We start from the raw sequence: 20,083 nt of genomic DNA, 5'->3' as shown, positions 1-20,083 counted from the left end.
CACCATCAGGTGGGGGATGGGCTCGTTTTGGCGATGGACAGCCATCAATTTTTCAGTGCTTGTAGAATCGTCTCATCCGGGAGCGTATAACCTTCGGGCAGCGATTCGAAGATGCGCGTCCATACCTCATAATCAACCATCAGCTGAGGAGACGAGATCTGTACGGTAAACAGTCTGTTATACAAATCTCCGCATATTTGGGTCAGATCCATGCTTTCACGCCCTTTCCTGTTTGCTCAGAATCGCCTTTTCATACACTTGCAGCAGTCTTCCCGCCATCAGATCAAGGGACCAACGTTTAGCCCCCCATCTGCCTGCAGCAGCCCCCATCTTTTTGCGCAAGCGGTCATTATCCAGCAGCCGCGCCAGATAAAGAGCGAGCTTGGCGGTATCCCCCACCTCGCAGACGAAACCCGTCACGCCATGCTTGACCATCTCAGGCAATCCCCCCGCATCGGACACGACGGACGGCTTGCCGCTGATTTGCGCCTCCATGACGGAGAAAGGCTGATTATCCTGCACGCTGGGATGGGCGAATATATCGGATTTTTGCAGCAGCGCGGGTACGTCTGTTCGTTGACCGAGAAACTTAACCGCTTCTCCAATCTGAAGGGACTGGGCCTGCTGCTCCAGTTCCTGCCTCAAGTGCCCGTCCCCGACGATCCAGCATTCCCAGTCCGTTCTGTGCTTCAGCTTGCCCAAGGCCTCGATCAAATACGCGATTCCCTTGATATAGACCAGCCGCGCCGGGCAAATAATAACCTTTTTGCCGGGGGCTGGCTGAATCGGGGTTCCCTGCTCACATATTTTCCAGAAGCTTTGGACATCGAGACCGTATTGAAAGGTCTGAATGTGTTCGGGGGGAATAGCGAAATCATCGATGAGGATCTGCTTTAGCCATTGGGTAGAGGTTAGCGTCACATCGCTGGAGATAGCTCCCCAATGCTCCAACGCTTGATAATACTTCCACATATCCGTATTGCGGTATTCCTCTCCCATATCCTTAGCTACAGCCATCTTGACCTCGCGTGCAAGCGAGCCATGGATGCTGGCGATCAAAGGGGTCTTCACCGGCTTTGCCCGGCTGAGGGCACGAGCGGAAATCACATCCTGCGCATGAATAACGTCGTACTTCTCCAGTCCGAAATAAGCGGCTGCCAGCTCCATGCAGTAGCGGTCCGTCTCCACACTACGAATCCAACTGTCGACATGAAGAAGCGGAGCAGTGGAGGCGTTCAGCTTTTCCTGCAGCAGAGGCAGCAGCGCATCCTTCGAAATTTCCCGGTTCTCATAGAGAATATGGTACTTGGGAACATCCGGACCATTGCCCATAATATCGACGGAATGCCCCTTGCTCTCCAAATTCTCTTTGATCTGCCTCATAAATGGCCAGACGCCTCCAAGATGAGGAAGAGGCCAGTAAGTCGCCAGCAGTATATTCACAAATATCTTCCCTCCCCATATCAACAATCGTCTTCGCTGCAGCGGCCATCCAGACGGGTTCTGCCAAAGCATCCGCAGCACACCGACTTTGTTGCCCCGAAAGCCAGAGAACATCCGCCGAGCATTCGGGGACGTTCTTCGGCCATACCGATTTAGTTCGTTCTTGCCGCTGGCTCTCCGATCGCGATCCAGTTCACCAGCCCTTGAAGCTCAGGGGAAAACCTGCTGCGCACGACTGTGATTATGGCGCCGTCCGCACGCTTCTCCTTGATAACCGCATAACAGTTAGGATTGGTGGTGGTTGCTACCAGCACATAATGCTCGTTTGCAAACCCGAGATCGAAGCGGATTCCGATATCCGCCTGATCCTCTTCCTCCTCCGCCTGAAACTCAGCAAGACCAAACTGCTGGATGGCCGGCAATGGCGAGACGGCAGTAAGGACGCTGACCTTTGGAGCAACAGCGGATTGCTCTTCAGAGCGAAATTCATCCGTCGGTTCAGGCTCGACAGCCGGGGCCGGGATAGCCTCCTCGGTATGCTCCATCCCATCTTCCTGAGCGTCGCTTTCGCTCTCGCCCAAATGGAACTCGTCGGGGCCGGCCGGGATAGCGGCAATCCGCAGCTCTTCGACTTCGGCCGGTACGTCTGCAGTCGGCTGATCTCCGACCTCGGCTGACGCGGCGGCAGCTGGCTGTTCTCCCACCTCGGCTGATGCGACGGCAGCTAGCTGTTCTTCCATCTCGGCTGACGCGTCGGCAGCTGGCTGTTCTTCCACCTCGGCTAATGCGGCGGCAGCTGGCTGCTCTTCGACCTCGGCTGATGCGACGGCAGCTGGCTGTTCTTCGCCTCCGCTGGGTTCTAATCCGTCCTCTTTCCGTTGGGATAAGCTGTTCTTGATCTGGATCCGCTCCAAGAGCAATGCCTGTATCGAAGGCTCCAGGTGAATAATCGAGATACTCCCCGGCAGCAAATGATAGCCCGAGATCGATTCCTGCTTAATATGCAGGCTATCGACAGCTTCAAAATCAATATGCCCTGCCCCAACGGAGAGGGAGGCCAGCTTTTCGCCCGTCACCGCTTGGAAGGCAATCTGATCCGTAGACACGGCGCCATCGGCAAGCTTTTCGCCTGTGACCGCTTGGTCGGCCAACTTTTCCGCGGACACGGAACCCTTGGCCAGCTTTTCGCCCGTCACCGCTTGGTAGGCCAACTGATCCGTCGACACGGAACCGTAGGATAGCTTTTCGCTCGTAACCGCTTGGTAGGCCAACTGATCCGTGGACACGGAACCGTAGGACAGCTTTTCGCTCGTCACCGCTTGGTAGGCCAACTGATCCGTGGACACGGAACCGTAGGATAGCTTTTCGCTTGTCACCGCTTGGTAAGCTAACTGATCCGTGGACACGGAACCGTAGGATAGCTTCTCGCTCGTCACTGCTTGGTAGGTCAGCTGATCCGTAGATACGGAACCCTTAGACAGCTTTTCGCCCGTCACCGCTTGGTCGGCCAACTGATCTGTAGACACGGAACCGTAGGACAGCTTTTCGCCCGTCACCGCTTGATCGGCAAGCTGATCCGTCGACACGGAACCATCGGCCAGCTTTTCGCTCGTCACCGCCTGGTCGGCCAGCTGATCCGTGAACACGGAACCTTCGGCCAGCTTTTCGCTCGTCACCGCCTGGTCGGCCAGCTGATCCGTAGACACGGAACCATCCGCCAGCTTCTCGCCTGTCACCGCTTGGTCGGCCAACTGATCCGTCGACACGGCACCCTCGGCCAGCTTTTCGCCCGTCACCGCCTGGTCGGCCAGCTGATCCGTGAACACGGAACCATCGGCCAGCTTCTCGCTTGTCACCGCTTGGAAAGCCAACTGATCCGTCGACACGGAACCATCGGCCAGCTTCTCGCCTGTCACCGCTTGGAAGGCCAGTTGATCCGTCGACACAGAACCGTAGGACAGCTTCTCGCTCGTCACTGCTTGGTAGGCCAACTGGTCCGTGGACACGGAACCGTAGGATAGCTTTTCGCTTGTCACCGCCTGGTCGGCCAGCTGATCCGTGGATACGGCACCCTCGGCCAGCTTTTCGCCCGTCACAGCCTGGTCGGCCAGCTGATCCGTGGATACGGAACCATCGGCCAGCTTTTCGCTCGTCACCGCTTGGTCAGCCAATTGATCCGTCGACACGGCGCCCTCGGCCAGCTTCTCGCCCGTCACCGCTTGGTCAGCCAACTGATCCGTCGACACGGAACCATCGGCCAGCTTTTCGCCTGTCACCGCTTGGTAGGCCAACTGATCTGTCAACACGGAACCGTAGGACAGTTTTTCGCTCGTCACTGCTTGGAAGGCCAGCTGATCCGTCGACACGGAACCGTAGGATAGCTTTTCGCTTGTCACCGCTTGGTCGGCAAGCTGATCCGTGGAGACGGAACCATCGGCCAGCTTCTCACCTGTTACCGCTTGGTCAGCCAATTGGTCCGTCGACACGGCGCCCTCAGCCAGCTTCTCGCCCGTCACCGCTTGGTCAGCCAATTGATCCGTCGACACGGCGCCCTCGACCAGCTTTTCTCCCGTCACCGCTTGGTCAGCCAATTGATTCGTCGACACGGCGCCCTCGGCCAGCTTTTCGCCCGTCACCGCTTGGTCAGCCAACTGATCCGTCGACACGGAACCATCGGCCAGCTTTTCGCTCGTCACCGCTTGGTCAGCCAATTGATCCGTCGACACGGAACCATCGGCCAGCTTTTCGCTCGTCACCGCTTGGAAGGCCAGCTGATCCGTGGACACGGCGCCGAAGCGCAGATTTTCCGTGCCAACGGCTCTGTCGGCCAGTTTATCGCCCGTTACCGCCTGTGCAGATAGTTGCTCCGTTTGCACGGCTCCAAAGCGCAGCTTTTCTGTGCCCACGGTCCTGTCAGCCAGCTTATCGCCCGTTACCGATTGCGCCGAGAGATGTTCCGTTTGCACGGCGCCGAAGCCCAGCTTTTCTGTGCTAACAGCTCTGTCGGCCAGCTTTTCGCTTGTTACCGCCTGCGCCGACAATTGCTCCGTTTGCACGGCTCCAATACCCAGTTTATCTGCGCTCACAGATCGGTCAGCGAGCTTTTCGCCCGTTACCGACTGCGCCGACAACTGCTCTGTTTGCACGGCGCCGATGTCCAGCTTATCTGCATTCACGGCTCTATCAGCCAGTTTTTCGCTTGTTACCGCCTGCGCGGACAGTTGCTCTGTTTGCACGGCGCCGATGCCCAGCTTTTCCGAGCCTACCGCTCTGTCAGCCAGCTTATCAGCTGTTACCGCTTGAGCAGACAGATGCCCCGTATGCACGGCTCCGATGCTTAGCTTATCTGCGCTCACAGATCGGTCAGCCAGATGCTGGGTGCCGACCGAGCCCCCGGCCAAATGAACGGCGGTCACCGCCCCTTCCGCAAGCTTTTCTGACGTAACCGCTCCGCTTTCCAGCTTGTCGCGCGTAACCGAGCCTGTAGCCAGCTGTTGCGATTTGACTGCCGCCGTTCCCATATGCGTATTCAAAATCGTGCCTGGAGCCAGATGCTCGGCAAGCACGGCCCCCTTGCCGATTTTCTCTGCGGTCACGCTCCCGTGTGCCAGCTTGGCAGTGGTGATGGCCAGGTTCGTTAGCTTGTCGGTCGATACGGACTCGCTGGAAAGCTTCGACGTCGTTACACTGTGATTAGCCAGATGCGACGTCAGTATTGTCGATTCGTGCACATGCTGCGACATGACCGTGCCAGTGGCCAGCTTATCTGACGTAACCGCTCGCTCGGCCAGCTTTTCCGCCGTTACGGCTCTCTCCTGAAGATGGTCGGCACTGATCGCTTTAGCCCCGAGATGAGCGCTTTGCACACTTTTCTCGGCAATATGAGCGCTGGTGATCGCCCCCCTTGCCAGATGCTCGGTCAGCACAGCCTGTTTGGCGAGCTTCTTCGCCGTGACCGCCTGATCCGCCAGCTTCTCCGGCGTGACCGCCTGATCCCCGAGATGCGAGGAGTGTACGCTGGCCGCCGCGAGCTTATCTCCCGTCACTGCCCGTTGAGCCAGGTGGCGGGCTTCTACGGCGCCCGGGGATAAATGCTTTGTATCGATAGCCGACTCCTGCACATGTGAACCCTGTACCGCCCCAGGAGCCAGCTTCGCGGCATTCACCGCAGCATCCTTCAGATGAACCTGCAAAACCGCCTGCTCCGTCAGGTGTGAGGATTCGATCTGCTTGGGCGCCAGATGGGAGCCGCGGATCATCCCGCTCGATAAATGCTCGGTCATGATAGCCCCCGGCTTGATACGATCGGATGATACACTCCATGCGGCCAGCTTCTCTTCCGTCACGGCCCCGTCTGCAAGCTTGGAGGTCAAGACCCCGTTATCGGCTAATTTAGTAGCAGAGACCGACTGATCGCGCAGCTTCTCCGTCGTAATGGATAAATCAGCCAGCTTGGAAGTATTAACCGAGCCATTAGCCAGATTCGTCGTCTGCACAGCACCGCTTTTAATTTTATCCGAAGTGACCGCTTGGCTCTGCAGCAGCTCTCCCGTAATCGCTTCCTCCGCCAAATGCTTGGTATGGATGGAATGCTCAGCAATTTTCATCGCGTCTATCGTCTTGTCGGCCAGCTTCTCGGAGGTGATGCTGTTGTCCTGTATTTTATCTGCCGTAACGGCAAATTGCTGAATTTTATCGGTCGTGACCGCTCCGCTTGCGAGATGCTCGGCTGTGACGACACGCTGCGCAAGCTTTTGCCCGGTAACGCTCTGAGCAGCAAGCTTCCCGGCATCGACCGCATAATCGGCCAGATTATCGCGCGTGATGGCACCTCGCCTTATGCGGCTTCCGTCGACCGCATAACGGGCAATCTTCTCGCTCGTGACCGCTTCGTCGGCCAGATCGTCCGTATACACGACACCGCCCGTCTTCTTCAACGCAGCTGGCGTCTCCTGGGGCTTGAACGAGGCTTCCGTCTCCTCAGTTTCACGTTCCTGCGCGATTACTCCGCTAATATTGGCCTCATCTTCCGATGGCCAAAGCTTATCCCCATCGTCGGACGCTTCCTCCAGCCAACTCAGCTCGTTGACCATTGATCGAATCCTTTTCGGCTGAAGCAATCTGGATTTCCCGTTTTCCCGGCGGCGATTCTCCTTCTTCATGAGTGTTCCTCCTAATTGACAATTGGCATCCAATCATAGGTAACATATGCATTCACCCATTTCATGGTTAGCTGTCCCGATAAAATTAGGCGGTTCGCCCTGGAAACCGGTCGCTTCGGGTCTGCCTGTCTCACGGCCGTCTGCTCTCGGAAGACCCTGCGTAAAACAACTCCAGCCAACGTTTCGCCGTGCATTCCCATGTAAAACACTCGTTCACCCGCTGCGCGCTGCTTTCCCCAAACGCCCTGGCCCGCTCTTCATCAAGCAGCAGGGCCGAGATGCGATCCGCAAGCTCTCTTGCTTTATCCGCAGGGTCCACCGTGTATCCGGTTATCCCCTCAAGCACGATTTCCGGCATTCCTCCTGCTCTCGTCGCCACAACGGGTACGCCGGCGGACATCGCCTCCACATTCACCAGTCCAAACGCTTCGTGCGGAGAGGAGGGGACCGCCAGGACATCTCCCAAACGAAACCAATCATCCACTTTGCCGTGCGGGACATAAGAAATAAACCGGACATGCGGACCCAAATCCCTGGCGGCCTTCTTCAACTGCCGTACGTAAGGCGTAACCCGCTTCGAGCCATAGAAGGCGCTGCCGACCACGAGTAAGGTCGCATCCGGCACCCGCTGCAGGATAGTAGGCATCGCGGCAAGCAAATGATGCACCCCCTTGATGGGGATGAGCCGCCCGACGAACAGAATGATTTTGCGTCCCTCCAAGCCTTGCTTCGACAAAAAAGCCTGACGCTTGGCAGCTCCCTCGGGCGTCCAGCGCGAGACGAACCTCAGCCGATCCACGCCAAGGTGATTGACTGCAATTTTATCGGCCGCCCCGGGCGCCCGTCGGATAAGCTCCTCTTTCAGGAAATGGCTATTGACGATAATCCGGTCTGTCGCAGCCAGACAACGACGCAGCTCCCGACGCCCTATATGGGGCCGGGATATGAAGATTACGGAATGAAGGGAGAGCCAGATTCCGGCCTTCGGGTACTTGCGCTTCAGCAGACGTGCGAATCTCGGCCGGTTCTCTACCTGAATGACATGGGGACGGAGGCTCCGCAGACGGCGGCTGACCGAACGGATATAAGAGCCCGGGGAAGGCGCCGGAACTCTCATATAGCATACGCCCTCATAACGTTCCCGGCTCCGCTGGCGAACCCCTCTTCGTCCGATTACCGCCAGCTTAACCCGTCCATGCAAGCGGCGAGCCACTTCAGCCGCAACCGTCTCGACAGAGCTGCTGGTCCCCGAAGGAATCGGAAACGTGCCAGGCGTGACGATAGCGGCATCCAATCGGCTTTTCATGTAGTTCTCCTCCTCTGGGTGTGCCTTCAGCCAGTATATTCAAGCATGCGGGGACATGGATGGGCCCTTGCCGCATGATCGGTCCTGCCCCGTCAAAGTTTGTATTAGGCAACAAAAATCCGCATAATAAGGAGACAGAGGCGGCGCGTTCTTTTGGATGATAGCGCCCCTCGAACTTAAACCGGCAGGTGATCCGAGATAAACTCCTTGTCCCATGCAATCGAGCGTTACGCCGAGCTGGCCGTTAGCGTCGGCATCAATGTGCAGCCCGGCCAAACGCTAGTCATCCAAGCTCCAATCTACAACTCAGGGTTCGTCAGACAGATCGCGAAGAAAGCATACGAAGCGGGCGCCAAGAACGTCCAGGTGGAATGGGACGATGATGAACTGAAGAGAATGAAATATATGATGGCTCCTGATGAAGCCTTCGATGAATTTCCCGCATGGAAAGCACAGGGTTATGTAGACATGGCCAACAACGACGCTGCTTTCTTGACCGTGTATTCCCCCGCTCCGGATCTGCTCAAGGATGTGAAGCCTGAGAGGCTGGCGGCTGCCAGCAGAGCTTACGGAACCTCCATGCACGAATATCGCAAGATGATGCAGGCAGGACAGATCAGCTGGGCTATCGTCTCGGCACCTTCTCCCGCCTGGGCCCGCAAGGTCTTCCCCGACGTCTCGGAAGGGGAAGCGGAAAGAAGGCTGTGGGAGCATCTGCTGAGGGCCGCGCGGGCTTACGAGGACAACCCGGTCGAAGCGTGGAGGCTGCATCTTGAGCGGCTGCGCGGTCATGCGGAGCGCATGAATGCCAAGCGGTATGAGAGGCTGATCTACCGTGCGCCCGGCACTGAGCTGAGCGTGGACCTGCCCCTTGATCATCAATGGGTTGCCGGGGGCATTCACAATGCAAAAGGTACTTTCTTTGTGCCCAATATTCCGACCGAGGAGCTGTTCACCCTGCCGCATAGGGATAGTGTAAACGGCACCGTGACGAGCACGATGCCGCTGAACTGGAACGGTCAGCTGATCGACAAATTTACGCTCACATTCGAGCATGGCGTCGTGACCTCATGTACAGCAGAGACGGGGCTCGAAGCGCTTCAGCGGCTGGTCGCTACCGACATAGGCTCCGCCCGGCTCGGCGAGGTTGCCTTGGTCCCGCAGGATTCGCCGATCTCCAATATGAAAGTGCTGTTCTACAACACCGGTCTGGATGAAAATGCATCCTGCCATTTCGCCCTGGGCAATGCTTACCCGCTTTGTATCAAAGGAGGCTCCTCCATGAGCCGGGAGGAGCTCGATGCTCACGGCGCCAATTTCAGTATCGCGCATGTCGATTTCATGATCGGCTCCGATCAGCTGGATATCGACGGCGTGCTGCCGGACGGCAGCGTGGAGCCCGTGTTCCGTAAGGGAAATTGGGCGTAGCCTGGCCGGAGCGTCTCTCGCAGGCGTGCAAGAAGATGCGGAAATCTCGCGGCTTCGAGCCGGTTAGCCCGTACAAGGGTGAATCTTGGCTTAGTAGCGATTCAGATGGACTGACAAGCGTCTTCACCGTATAATAGTTTCATGAGACGAAGAACGTCCCCCTCCATTCTCTTAAGACTGGAGCCGGGGACGTTTTTTATAATAGGCGGCATGTGGTCAACCGACCGTCGTCATGCGGCGAAACACCGCGCTCTGGGAGCTGCGCGCGGTGCGAAAGAGAGTTCATGTAGAAACAACAGCCTCTGGGGGCTGTGTCAAGTAACAAGTAAGCAGTATGCGTAAACTGATAGAGCTAGTCATGGGCAAAAATACCGCTTTCGACGAAGATGCCTAGCCTCCCCGAGAGGAGCGGCCCCCACCTGCCATTCGCCTACAGAATCGGAAGCAGGGGCCGCTCAACCTGCCCATGAGGAGCGGCTCTTGCACGCCTACAGCAGTCAAAAAACAGGAGGCCCCTCCTAGCCGGAGGAAGCATCCTCCCGGCCAGCCCCCTTCCGTATTACCGGCCGCCTTTCGGTCACGGAAGAGGCGGTCATTCTCCAGGGCTTTCGTTCACAAATCCGGCCTTCTGCAGCAGCCTTCTCAATACGACCGCGCCTTCGGCACGCGTAGTCGTATCTTGAGGCGCGAATTCTCCGGACTCCCGGCCCTCCATCAGGCCTGCCTCTACGGCTTGGGCGGCAGCTTCCTGCGCCCATCCGGCCAAGCTTCCCCGGTCGGCGAAGCCGTCCAGCAAAGCGGGATCGGGAGCCGGATTCACGGCACTTCCCGTCAACTTCAGAGCGCGCATAACCATGACGCTCAGCTGCTCGCGTGTGATGACGGCGTCGGGACGAAATCCGCCGTCATCGAACCCTTCCACGAGCTGCGCCTTCATCGCCGCCCCCACTGCGCCTGCGTACCATGCGTCGCTGGCGATATCGGTAAAATCGGCTTGAACCTCAGCCGTGTCGAGCCCGAGGGCGCGGGTAAGCAGCATGACGAACTGTGCGCGGGTAAGCGTCCCATCCGGCGAGAACGAGTTGGCGCTCATCCCCTCCACAATCCGCTTGGAGGCAAGTCTCTCGACCTCCAGCTGCGACCAGTGTCCGTCCAAATCCGTAAACCTGGCTTCGCTGGAAACAGCTACCGCATAAATCCCGTTGCTGCTTCGGTCATGGATGACGGCTATCTGAGTCCCACCAGCCTTCTCGAAGCGAGCGGGCATGAACACAAGGCTCCCATGCCCAGCCCTCGCAACGGCCATACGATTGGGATCGGCGGCCTGCACCTGCAGCTTGAGCGTCCGCTTCGTATAGCCGTTCAGGTCCTGCAGCTTCTTTGTTTGGCCCGCCGACTGCACTTCGATGTCAAAGGAAACCGGCATTCCGCGCAGCCGCACGCCTTCGTCCGCTGCCTGGGAAGACAGCTTCGAGATAGTTCCCGCTCCGGCCTCGCCGATCCCGATCATCAGCTCAAAGTCACCTTCCCGTGGCAGCCTTCCTTGCAGCAGACCGACAGGCAGCTCGTAGCTTCCCAGGTGAGAGGAGATGACGAGCAGCAAGCCGGGCGCATCCTCCGCCGCCGTTCGGAGCAAGGCGCCGGGCAGAGCGACGGAGGCAGCCGGATCGTTCCCCGGCACATCATAGCGAAGCTCCTGCTCGCGCTGACCCGCCAGTGCATCCAGCTCCTTTTTCAGCACGGCTGCATCTACGGTAACGATGCTCGTCATACGCCCTTCCTCCCCGGGCCGGCGCACCGTCCGGGTGCGCTCTCCTGCAGCGTTCGCAGAGGCTCCTGCTCCCTTGATGGAGCCGCTGCCCGAGCCCGAGTCTGACCCGGAGTCGGCGTCGGTATCCGCATCATCATCGCCATCCGTGCCGCTTCCCATATCAGCCGCGGTCACCCGAACCTCCGCTGCGGCGCGATGCCCTTCATATACAGCCTGGATGACGCTGGTCCCCTCCTTGAGAGCGGTCAGCTGCCCCGCTTCGTCCACGCTGACGACTCCTGGCTCCGTGGACGCATACACCGCTTGCCGGGTCACATCGGGAGCTGCAGCCGCATATTCCGCTTTCGCCGATAGCTGCGTCCGCTCCCCGGGCTTCATGTTGATCCGTTCCGGAGTGAGCAACAGCTTCTTCATCGCCTGCTCATCCCTAATCACCGTTATCGTCTTTTCATTCGTCTTGAACCCATCCACCTTCACGACGATCACAGCCGTATTCGTCCCCGGCTGAAGACTTAATGTAGCCTGAAAGCTGCCTTCCGGCGAGACGGCAGCCTCTTCCCCATTAACAGTGACCACCGCTGCGCCGGGACCTAGCACCTTCACCGTCCCTGACAGGGCAAGGCTGTCCGCCCCGGTCTTCAGCTTATCATAAGGGAGGAATCCCCCAAGCGCCGCAGCTCGGACGGAATCACCCACCGTATACGAGCGGGCGACCAGCTGCCGCTTGGTCCGGATGCCCGAGGGGTCCATCGCCGATACCACGAACCCGCCCTGCGGGATTTCGCTGTTAGTCTCCTCGGGCCTGGACCAGCTCCAGTTGAGCGCCTGAGCCTGATTGGCGACCCGGGTCACCTTCCCTGAGCCATCCACGACAGCCTCAACGCCGAATCGGCTGTTGCCCGTCGAATAACCGAAGGCATCGGTTAAGACGCCGATATTGTTCTCAATCACATTGGCATTGTAGTAGCTGCCCTCCAGGAAAGCATCCGGCTGACCCGGCAGCGAAATGCCAAGCTGGTAGTCCCTGACATACACGAGATTTTTCAGCGCTGCCCCCGCCACCTGCCAATTCACCTGGGAGGCGTCGAACAGCATCAGGCCATGCGTATTGTTCAGTCCCGACTGGAACACCTCCCGCTGGAGCGCGGGGTCCTGCACATTCGTAAGCGCAATGCCCGCATATAACGGAACCTCTCCATTGGTGACGATATTGCCCAAGGTTATATAATGCTCGACTTCGGGCGCCGTCGTCTGATACGCGCCGATCATAATGAAATCCAGATTATTCACATAAGCGCTCTCATAATAACCCGGCGTGTAGAGCGAGGTGTCTTTAAAGCGCAGCCGGTCGTCATAACGGAAATTCGGACTGCCCCAGTGAACCCCGTTCAGATAATAGCTTTCGAACCAGGAGCCGACGTAAGCCGAAACCTGCACGCGTTTCCCCTTCTTCGCCGTGTATTGGTCCGCCAGCGTCCTGACCTCAGACGTGAAGCTCTGGATCGTCTTCGCACGGAACTCCCACCAATCCTGTATCAGCGGACCGTCCACCCGGACGTTCTGAACGTAGCGGAACACATCCGTCGGCCAGTGCTGCAGCTGTTTGCCGCGGCCTGCGAGGAATGCCTCGAACTTCTCCCTCGTCAGATCACTGAAGTCGGCTGCCTCATTGTCATAACGTGCACGGTCCAGTACAACCCCGTCGACATCATAGTGCAGAAGAACCTCCTCTATCGTCTTCAATTGGAAATCGCGCACTCCGTCATGGGACGGATTCACAAAAGCAACCGCCCCCTGCTTGCCGGATTCGCGCAAGCGCTTGATCTGACCATTGTCGGCCGCTGCGTATACCCGCTCTTCCCAATCCAGATGGTCGTTCAGCAGGGCATACTCCTGGCTCGCAATCGACCCCTCGGCGAAGATATTGAAGGCGGCGTGGATGTCCAACCCGAGCTCGCGGCTGTAGCGGACGAACTCCTCCAGCAGATCGAGATCGGGATTCGATCCGGCCTTCTCGGGAGCTCGGATGCCGCTTACATAGGGACGATGCGTCAGAGTGCTTTGCTTATAGGAGGCAAAGCCCTCAACCCCCTTCACGTCAAAGACTACGGAAGTGACGCCATGGTCCTTCGCCGTTTGCAGAAACTGCCGTACATGCTCGCCAGTCTGGAATTTCCGGGCATTCGCCGCCTGATCGACCCAGAGGATGACTTCTTTTCCGGCAGAAAAGCCCGGACGGCTGAAAATCACCAGACTTTTCGTATCCTGCTTCTTCCCGTCCCGCGTGACGATGAGGTCCAAATAATTAATGCCCTCAACCAGCGAATAGGAAGAACGAAACCTTCCGTCCGCTCCTATCGGGATCGGAGTTCCGTTTACCGTCAATGAGATGCCTGAAGCTTCCTCGAAATGGCTGATCGTACCGGAGAGAACGGTAGAGGCGCTCGTTTCCGTATACATGGCATAATTGTCCAAGGTTAACCTCACGGCGGGCCCATCCGTGCTCATCAGCTCGCTGACCGGCACAACCAGCCCATTTTTACGCAGCTTGATCGTATCGCCTGTTTTGAAGCTCGTAGCCAAATACTTCTTGAAGTTCTTGGACGCATAGCTGGTATCCTGAGCGACCAGCACGTAGCCTCCAGCCGGAATAGCCAGCTCGGTCGGACCTGTCCAGGCGGGCACGCTGCCATGGATGGAAGGATTCACAACACTCAAGACTTTATTAGTCGCATCGACCTGAACAGCCACGTTAAACTGCGGGATGGTGATCGAGCTGCCCCAAGCATTGGTGAATAGAGCGACTGTATCGTCAATGCCGCTAATATCGTGATCGATATAGTCGATCACATGACGCGGACCTTCAACATGGATCGTTATATCGACAGGAGCGGCCTCGACCTCGATCAAGCCGGATGGCTGTGTCAAGCTGTTGCAGGTCACGGTTACCACAGCCGCATCGACCTCGGCCTGGTTCTTGAGCAGCATGATCGCTATCGAATTCAGGCCTGGCATGAGCTGGACCGTGCTCTGAAAGCTGCCGTCCGGATTCAGTTCGACTGCGGCGCCATTCACGGTAACTGTGATGCCTTGACCTGTCGTATAGCGGACGATCTGGCCTGCCACGGTAAATGCAGGCGAGGTCACCGTCGTTCCCGACGCCGTCCTGACCTGTAATTCCGGAGCTGGATTCAAAAAATCACCCGCATGCACGACGTCATCCCCTTTATGCAGCGACACGACGTCGCCGAGTTTAAAATGTTCAAAAAGCGGTTTGCGGCAAACCGAGCTTCCCCACGAGGAATCATTGGCGAGCAGCACGTAGCCTCCGCTTGGAATCGGGAGCTGCTGACTCTCCTCCCAGCCTGTACCGGTTACGGGAACCGTCGTCGGACCAATGACGCGAATAACCTGATCATGCTCATCTACAGCAATCGCGGTGTTCGTCTTCTTGACATACACCTCATGAATGCTCTGGCTGTTCGTTACCTGCGCCCCGCTCGTAAACAAAGCGACGTAGTTGTTTTTTTGCGGAGCTGCGTCCACATTAATATTGATATGCTGCACGGGCAGCTTGAACGCTCCGTCTGCCGACTGTACATATACAGCCTCCGTCACGCCCGGGGCTGCCAAGGCCTGCATCCCTTCAGGCTCTCCCGCAATCTGCGCCAGAGCTTCCCCGGCAGCCGTGGAGAAGAACGACATGACTAACACAACGATCATTATCCAGCAGTTCCGCATTCTGCTCATGAACAATTCCTTTCTTAATAAGGGATTAGCAAAGCCCGAAAAAGAACCTTCTCCAGCCACCCCCTACTCCTCAACTGAATAGATTGTTTGATGGATTGCTTGATCATGCCGGTTCTGTATTCACAGTAACACAAGCACTAATTTGGGGAATACTGGAACGCTATTACCTTTTCTGGTACTCTTATTGCTGAATGCTGTCAAGGTCGTGACATGGATGCCGGAGGGGCCATAAGCGGTGAACATTTGGGGAAAAATAGGGGTGGCCGAGCAGGGTCGAAGCCGGTGTCAAGGCGCGCAAGAAAAGGCGGACGGGGAAGGATTAAAGCTTCCCCTCTCCTCCCTGGATCAGCTCGGCATAGCGGAAGCAGTCGGTCGTGTGATCCATCACCATGCCCGTTGCCTGCATGAAGGCGTAACAAATCGTCGATCCGACAAACGTAAATCCGCGCTTCTTCAGGTCCTTGCTCATCGCCTCCGATTCCGGAGTGCTGGCCGGCACCTGACGCAGCGATGTCCAGCGGTTCACCTTCGGCACTCCCCCGACGAAGCTCCAGATATAGCGGTCGAAGCTGCCGAACTGGGCCTGCACCTGCAAGAAGGCGCGGGCATTTTTGACCGCCCCTCCGATCTTGAGCCGATTGCGGATGAGACCGGTGTCGGCAAGCAGCTCCGCCAGCTTGTCATCGCGGTAACCGGCGATTTTGACTGGATCGAAGCCGTCGAACGCTTCCCGGTAACGGTCTCTTTTTTTCAGAACGGTATACCAGCTTAATCCCGCCTGCGCGCCTTCTAGAATCAGCATTTCAAACAGCAGGCGGTCGTCATGTACCGGTACCCCCCATTCCTGATCGTGATAGTTCACATATAAGGGGTCGTCATTGACCCAGCCGCAGCGGCAAATCATCTCGTATCGGCTCCTTTTCGCTCATAGGATGTGCAGAGCTGTGCTTCTCCCTCAGCATAGCATATTAAGATGACAAGAACTGTCATCCTTATTGCCGGCATGCATACTTTTCGCTTTTGCTGCGTATCAACATACCATCAACAGATAAAACAGGGAAGGGACGAGGTGTACCAGCCGATGAATGAACGGTATTCGTTATATGAGCAGCAAGCCGCCCGCGCGTTGAGTCGCTGGGAGAAGGAGATGCTGAAGCCGCCCAGCCTGCTGGAGAAAACGTCCCGAGCCGTGCAAGCCCGCGTGAATCAGGTTATCCCCGAGAAGGTCCATACGGCTATGACGGCGGCGGTTAAGGGAATTGTTCAGACCGCCCTCTTCACGATGGAGTATACGCCCAAAACGGAAGCGCTGACCGACATGTCGCTTGCCCTGCGCGATGCGCGAGCCGAGGAACTGCTGAGCTTCTACAAAAAGCTAGCCGCCGCAGAGGGCGCCGGTGCCGGGGCGGGGGGCATTCTGCTCGGTCTGGCCGACTTTCCGATCCTGATCGGCATCAAGATGAAATTTCTGTTCGAGCTGGCTCACGTCTATGGCCACTCCACGCGAGACTATAGAGAAAGGTTGTACATCCTGCACATCTTCCAGCTTGCTTTCTCCAGTACAACGAAAAAACCGCAGCTGCTCCGAACCTTGGCCGATTGGCCCGAGTATGCGAAGACACTGCCGCCTGGCGATACCGTGAGCAGCCAGATAGACTGGAGACAGCTGCAGCAGGAATACCGGGATACGATCGACTTTCGCAAACTGCTGCAGCTCGTCCCGGGCATCGGCGCAGTCGTCGGAGCATGGGCCAACTATGGACTTCTGGAGGAGCTTGGCCAGACCGGTATGAACGTCTATCGGATGCGCTGGCTGCAGGAGATTTGATTCACCGCCTTTCAGCCCGGGTAAACCTATACCAAGACAAGCTGCACTAGCTGCAGCACACTAAGCCTAAGGGCATTGGAAAGGCGGTTGACTCTTATGTTGAAATATTCGATGCTGTTTCTGATCATTGCCGTTATCGCAGGTATTTTCGGCTTTGCCGGTATCGTATCGGCTGCGGCGGGGATCGCCAAAGTTCTGTTCTTCGTCTTTATCGTACTGTTTCTCATCTCGTTCTTCATGGGCAGGGGCTCGAAAACCAGAGTATAGAAATGCTTACACGCCCCTTTAAACAGCCTAGATGCTGAAAAACGGCCCTTTCCTCGTCGGGGAAAGGGCCGTTTGCTATGTCCGGGAACAGCTGGCCAGCCCAGGAAACCTGCAGGCACAAGCCGCGGCCCAAGCAGGGAGAATTGTTTCGTTATCCGGTCAAACAGGTAATGTATGTACACGATATTCAATATGCTGATTTAGAGGTGATTGGGATGCCATGGACAAAAAAAGACTATCCTCCTTCTATGAAAAACCTGGATGAACGTGTACGGGAAAAAGCCGTTGAGATTGCCAACGCCTTGCTTGAGAACGGGTATGAGGAAGGAAGAGCGATCGCGATCGCCACGGCCCAAGCTAAGGAATGGAACGAGAATCATCCTGAAACCGACGGCAGCTCAGGCTAGTCCTTTCCGCTGCCCCTCCCTATACAAACTTTCGAAAAGTAAAGGAGCGAGAATTCATGAGTTCAACGACCAAGGACAAGAAGCAAACGTTACCCCCTCAGCATCAGGAACGCCAGCCTGGACTAGAGAGCGAGATGAAGCCGAAGCCGGTGGCCGTGGATCGCACCTATAAGGGCAGCGGCAAGCTGCAGGGCAAGGTCGCCATCATTACCGGCGGAGACAGCGGGATCGGACGGGCCGCAGCCGTCTGCTACGCGGCGGAGGGCGCTAATCTGGCAATCGTCTATCTCGATGAGCACGGGGATGCGGAAGAGACGAAGAAGCTGATCGAAGAGCAGGGAGGCGAATGCCTGCTAATCGCCGGCGATATCGGGGATGCGAAGTTCTGCGAGGATGTCGTTAAGCAAACTGTGGACAAGTTCGGTCGTCTTGACATTCTGGTTAATAACGCGGCCGAGCAGCATCCGCAGCAAAGTCTCGAGGAGATTTCACAGGAGCAGCTGGAAAAAACGTTCCGCACGAACATCTTCTCCATGTTCTATTTGACCAAGGCGGCGCTGCCGCAGCTTAAGGAGGGCTCCGCGATCATCAATACGACGTCGGTAACGGCGTATCGCGGACATCCCGAGCTCCTCGACTACGCTTCCACCAAAGGAGCGATCGTCGCCTTCACGAGGTCGCTCTCGCAGAATGTCATCGACAAGGGCATCCGCGTCAACGCCGTCGCCCCCGGCCCGATCTGGACGCCGCTTATCCCGTCCACCTTCGATGCGAAGAAGACGAGCGAGCATGGCGCTGCAGCGCCGATGAAGCGCCCGGGCCAACCGGAGGAGCTGGGGCCGGCCTATGTTTTCCTGGCGTCAGATGACTCCTCTTACATGGCAGGTCAGGTGCTTCATCTGAACGGCGGAGAAATTATTAACGGCTAACGGCTAACGTTTAAATTGTCCAGAGGATTATAGAACATCTAAATAGCCGGCCCCTGAGTCATCACAAGTGACGGGTGCCGGCTATTTGTTCGTCTGCTTCTTTTCGGAGACGAGGCATCGGTCAATAATGGGACGATGCGCCGCGGCGTATTTCCCAAGGCCCGGGGAGCGGGTCGCCGGGAAGGGATCATAGCCTTGCGTAGAAGCAGGCTATTTGGGTCATAAGCCGCCCCAAGGGTTCCCGGCCGACTGAAATCCGCAGCGCCGTTTCCGTCCCTGTCGCATCGCCTACCGCATTCATGCGGAACGTATCGAATCCGAAGCTTCCCCCGGACACAAAATGCGCCTCCTCCGGCGCCGACACGATGAAGCGATCGATCCACGACTGGTACTCTCGCTCCGAGCGGATACCCGGCAGTTGAACGTAAAACAACGAGCCTATCCAGCGCCGGCCGCCTATCCGGTATTGATCTGAGGGCTCCACCGAGCGGTAGCAGGCCGTCACCTTCCCCTCGCTCAAGGCGTGTACGAGAAAAGCATCCATCCAGCAGGCATTGCGGTTTAGCCGCGACAGACGTACGGTCAGCCGTCCAATATCCGGTGCCTGCAGCTGGCGGACGGTCAGCGGGTCGGCCCCTGCGTCCAGCAAAGCCAGCAGGGTTACCCACTTCTCCCGCTCCGCTTCGCGTTCCAGCGGCTTGCCTACCGCAACCATATAGCCCGCATTGGCGATATCCAAGCCGTACTGCATGTACTTGATGCCGCTTTCCACACTAATCAGCACGATGTGGGGCGGGAGTGTATGCGCGTACCGCTCGAACAGCGGGTTGGCTATCGTTGTCAGCGTGCGGTCCACGATGACGTACAGCGGCTGGCTCTGCCTATGCCGAGACAATGCGTCCATGAGTCTGTCCAGATCGACTGCAGGTCTTACCGGCCAGCATACACCCGGGTCCACGAGCAAGCATCCGATCGGATCGCCGTTCTCCACCTTCTCGTAGATCTGCGAAGGATCAAGCTCCACCGGCGAACTTAGCAAGAGCCGGGCCAGCTCGCACCCTTCTCCGTAAAATCCTCTCTGAAAGTAGAAGGGTAACGCCTCTTGCGTCAAGCTCCGGTAACCTGCAAGCGCAAGCTCCAACGCCTTCATGCCCGAGGTAGTCAGGAAGCCCACGCTTCTCTGGCGCAGGTCGGCTGTCAAGCTATAATAAGCCGAAATGGAGGCCTCTTCGTAGTCCTTGACCGTCTCGCTGCCGTAGCTGCGCCTGTACGTGTTTTGCTCTTCCTGCGTAAATCCGGCTTCCTCGGGAACGTCCGGGCCGGAGGGCTGAAGCTTTTTGCAAGGCGCCTGCCAGTCGCTGCCGGCCACCACCGCCCCCAGCTGCTTGTTCAGCGTGCGGATGTCATATTTCACCGTAAGGTAGGCCTTCCAGTCGCAGGCAGCCGGCTCCCGCTCATAGTCCGCTACTTGCCGCTCCAGCTTCCCCGCTTGATGCTCGAAGGCCGCAGCCAGCTCGCGCTCGAAACGCCCGTCCGGAAAAGCATTCCGGTACAGCGCCAGCTCTTCCCGGATTCCGCCGAGCAGCCAACGCAGCTCTGCCAGGTCCTCCAGCCGGTCCTGCAGCTCCACTTGTTCCCAAGCGGACGCGCGCCCCGCCTGATCCTGATGGAAGAACCGGCTCCAATCCCATTCGCCCGGCATGGGTTCGCCCTGCATGTTTATATTCATCCTCATCCCACATCCTCCCTGCTGAACTAGCCTATTTTACCCGGGATTCGCGAGGATCAAGCA

The 20,083-nt window shown here is 57.5% G+C and carries 12 protein-coding genes; 5 read left to right on the top strand and 7 right to left on the bottom strand.

What is annotated here, in order from left to right; translation table 11 throughout:
* Positions 1-44: 44 nt before the first annotated feature.
* The 4 genes from GSF01_RS00525 to GSF01_RS00510 form a co-directional block, all read right to left on the bottom strand.
* Complete coding sequence (locus GSF01_RS00525) at positions 45-212, bottom strand: hypothetical protein (RefSeq protein ID WP_159881060.1); 168 nt, start codon at positions 210-212, stop codon at positions 45-47.
* A 4-nt stretch (positions 213-216) separates the two neighbouring features.
* Positions 217-1,443, bottom strand: a complete 1,227-nt coding sequence (locus tag GSF01_RS00520) for a glycosyltransferase family 4 protein (protein WP_159881059.1) — start codon at positions 1,441-1,443, stop codon at positions 217-219.
* Positions 1,444-1,595: 152 nt separating this feature from the next.
* Complete coding sequence (locus GSF01_RS00515) at positions 1,596-6,605, bottom strand: WIAG-tail domain (protein WP_159881058.1); 5,010 nt, start codon at positions 6,603-6,605, stop codon at positions 1,596-1,598.
* Positions 6,606-6,735: 130 nt separating this feature from the next.
* Positions 6,736-7,911, bottom strand: a complete 1,176-nt coding sequence (locus GSF01_RS00510; protein WP_159881057.1) for a glycosyltransferase family 4 protein — start codon at positions 7,909-7,911, stop codon at positions 6,736-6,738.
* Positions 7,912-8,118: 207 nt separating this feature from the next.
* On the opposite strand from GSF01_RS00510, the gene GSF01_RS00505 reads away from it, so the two are divergent.
* Positions 8,119-9,339, top strand: coding sequence for an aminopeptidase (locus GSF01_RS00505; protein ID WP_235941192.1), 1,221 nt, complete (start codon positions 8,119-8,121; stop codon positions 9,337-9,339).
* A gap of 592 nt (positions 9,340-9,931) precedes the next feature.
* Here the strand turns inward: GSF01_RS00505 and GSF01_RS00500 are convergent.
* Positions 9,932-14,833: an S-layer homology domain-containing protein gene (locus tag GSF01_RS00500; RefSeq protein ID WP_235941190.1), complete on the bottom strand. Its 4,902-nt coding sequence runs from the start codon at positions 14,831-14,833 to the stop codon at positions 9,932-9,934.
* Between the two features lie 346 nt (positions 14,834-15,179).
* Entirely contained in the window at positions 15,180-15,764 is a 585-nt protein-coding gene (locus GSF01_RS00495) for a DNA-3-methyladenine glycosylase I (protein ID WP_159881055.1), read from the bottom strand.
* Between the two features lie 177 nt (positions 15,765-15,941).
* Here GSF01_RS00495 and GSF01_RS00490 point away from each other — a divergent pair, with 177 nt between their 5' ends.
* The 4 genes from GSF01_RS00490 to GSF01_RS00475 all read left to right on the top strand — a co-directional run bounded on the left by GSF01_RS00490 (position 15,942) and on the right by GSF01_RS00475 (position 18,291).
* Positions 15,942-16,688: an EcsC family protein gene (locus tag GSF01_RS00490; protein WP_159881054.1), complete on the top strand. Its 747-nt coding sequence runs from the start codon at positions 15,942-15,944 to the stop codon at positions 16,686-16,688.
* A gap of 96 nt (positions 16,689-16,784) precedes the next feature.
* Complete coding sequence (locus GSF01_RS00485; RefSeq protein WP_159881053.1) at positions 16,785-16,955, top strand: DUF1328 domain-containing protein; 171 nt, start codon at positions 16,785-16,787, stop codon at positions 16,953-16,955.
* Between the two features lie 143 nt (positions 16,956-17,098).
* Positions 17,099-17,362, top strand: coding sequence for a DUF2188 domain-containing protein (locus tag GSF01_RS00480; RefSeq protein ID WP_235941188.1), 264 nt, complete (start codon positions 17,099-17,101; stop codon positions 17,360-17,362).
* Positions 17,363-17,418: 56 nt separating this feature from the next.
* The gene (locus tag GSF01_RS00475) at positions 17,419-18,291 is read left to right on the top strand and encodes an SDR family oxidoreductase (protein ID WP_159881052.1); all 873 of its coding nucleotides are present in this window, start codon (positions 17,419-17,421) and stop codon (positions 18,289-18,291) included.
* Positions 18,292-18,478: 187 nt separating this feature from the next.
* Here GSF01_RS00475 and GSF01_RS00470 read toward each other — a convergent pair whose 3' ends face one another.
* Positions 18,479-20,026: a hypothetical protein gene (locus GSF01_RS00470; protein WP_159881051.1), complete on the bottom strand. Its 1,548-nt coding sequence runs from the start codon at positions 20,024-20,026 to the stop codon at positions 18,479-18,481.
* Positions 20,027-20,083: the final 57 nt, after the last annotated feature.

Origin of the sequence: Paenibacillus puerhi, from assembly GCF_009846885.1 — a bacterium.
Classification (GTDB): Bacteria; Bacillota; Bacilli; order Paenibacillales; family NBRC-103111; genus Paenibacillus_G; species Paenibacillus_G puerhi.
This window is presented reverse-complemented; position numbering and strand designations above follow the sequence as displayed.

Excerpts from the sequence above, each read along its gene's own strand:
- GSF01_RS00525 (WP_159881060.1), bottom strand. The coding sequence starts at position 212 with ATGGATCTGACCCAAATATGCGGAGATTTGTATAACAGACTGTTTACC.
- GSF01_RS00515 (WP_159881058.1), bottom strand. The coding sequence starts at position 6,605 with ATGAAGAAGGAGAATCGCCGCCGGGAAAACGGGAAATCCAGATTGCTT.
- GSF01_RS00510 (WP_159881057.1), bottom strand. The coding sequence starts at position 7,911 with ATGAAAAGCCGATTGGATGCCGCTATCGTCACGCCTGGCACGTTTCCG.
- GSF01_RS00500 (WP_235941190.1), bottom strand. The coding sequence starts at position 14,833 with ATGATCGTTGTGTTAGTCATGTCGTTCTTCTCCACGGCTGCCGGGGAA.
- GSF01_RS00495 (WP_159881055.1), bottom strand. The coding sequence starts at position 15,764 with ATGATTTGCCGCTGCGGCTGGGTCAATGACGACCCCTTATATGTGAAC.
- GSF01_RS00490 (WP_159881054.1), top strand. The coding sequence starts at position 15,942 with ATGAATGAACGGTATTCGTTATATGAGCAGCAAGCCGCCCGCGCGTTG.
- GSF01_RS00485 (WP_159881053.1), top strand. The coding sequence starts at position 16,785 with ATGTTGAAATATTCGATGCTGTTTCTGATCATTGCCGTTATCGCAGGT.
- GSF01_RS00475 (WP_159881052.1), top strand. The coding sequence starts at position 17,419 with ATGAGTTCAACGACCAAGGACAAGAAGCAAACGTTACCCCCTCAGCAT.
- GSF01_RS00470 (WP_159881051.1), bottom strand. The coding sequence starts at position 20,026 with ATGAGGATGAATATAAACATGCAGGGCGAACCCATGCCGGGCGAATGG.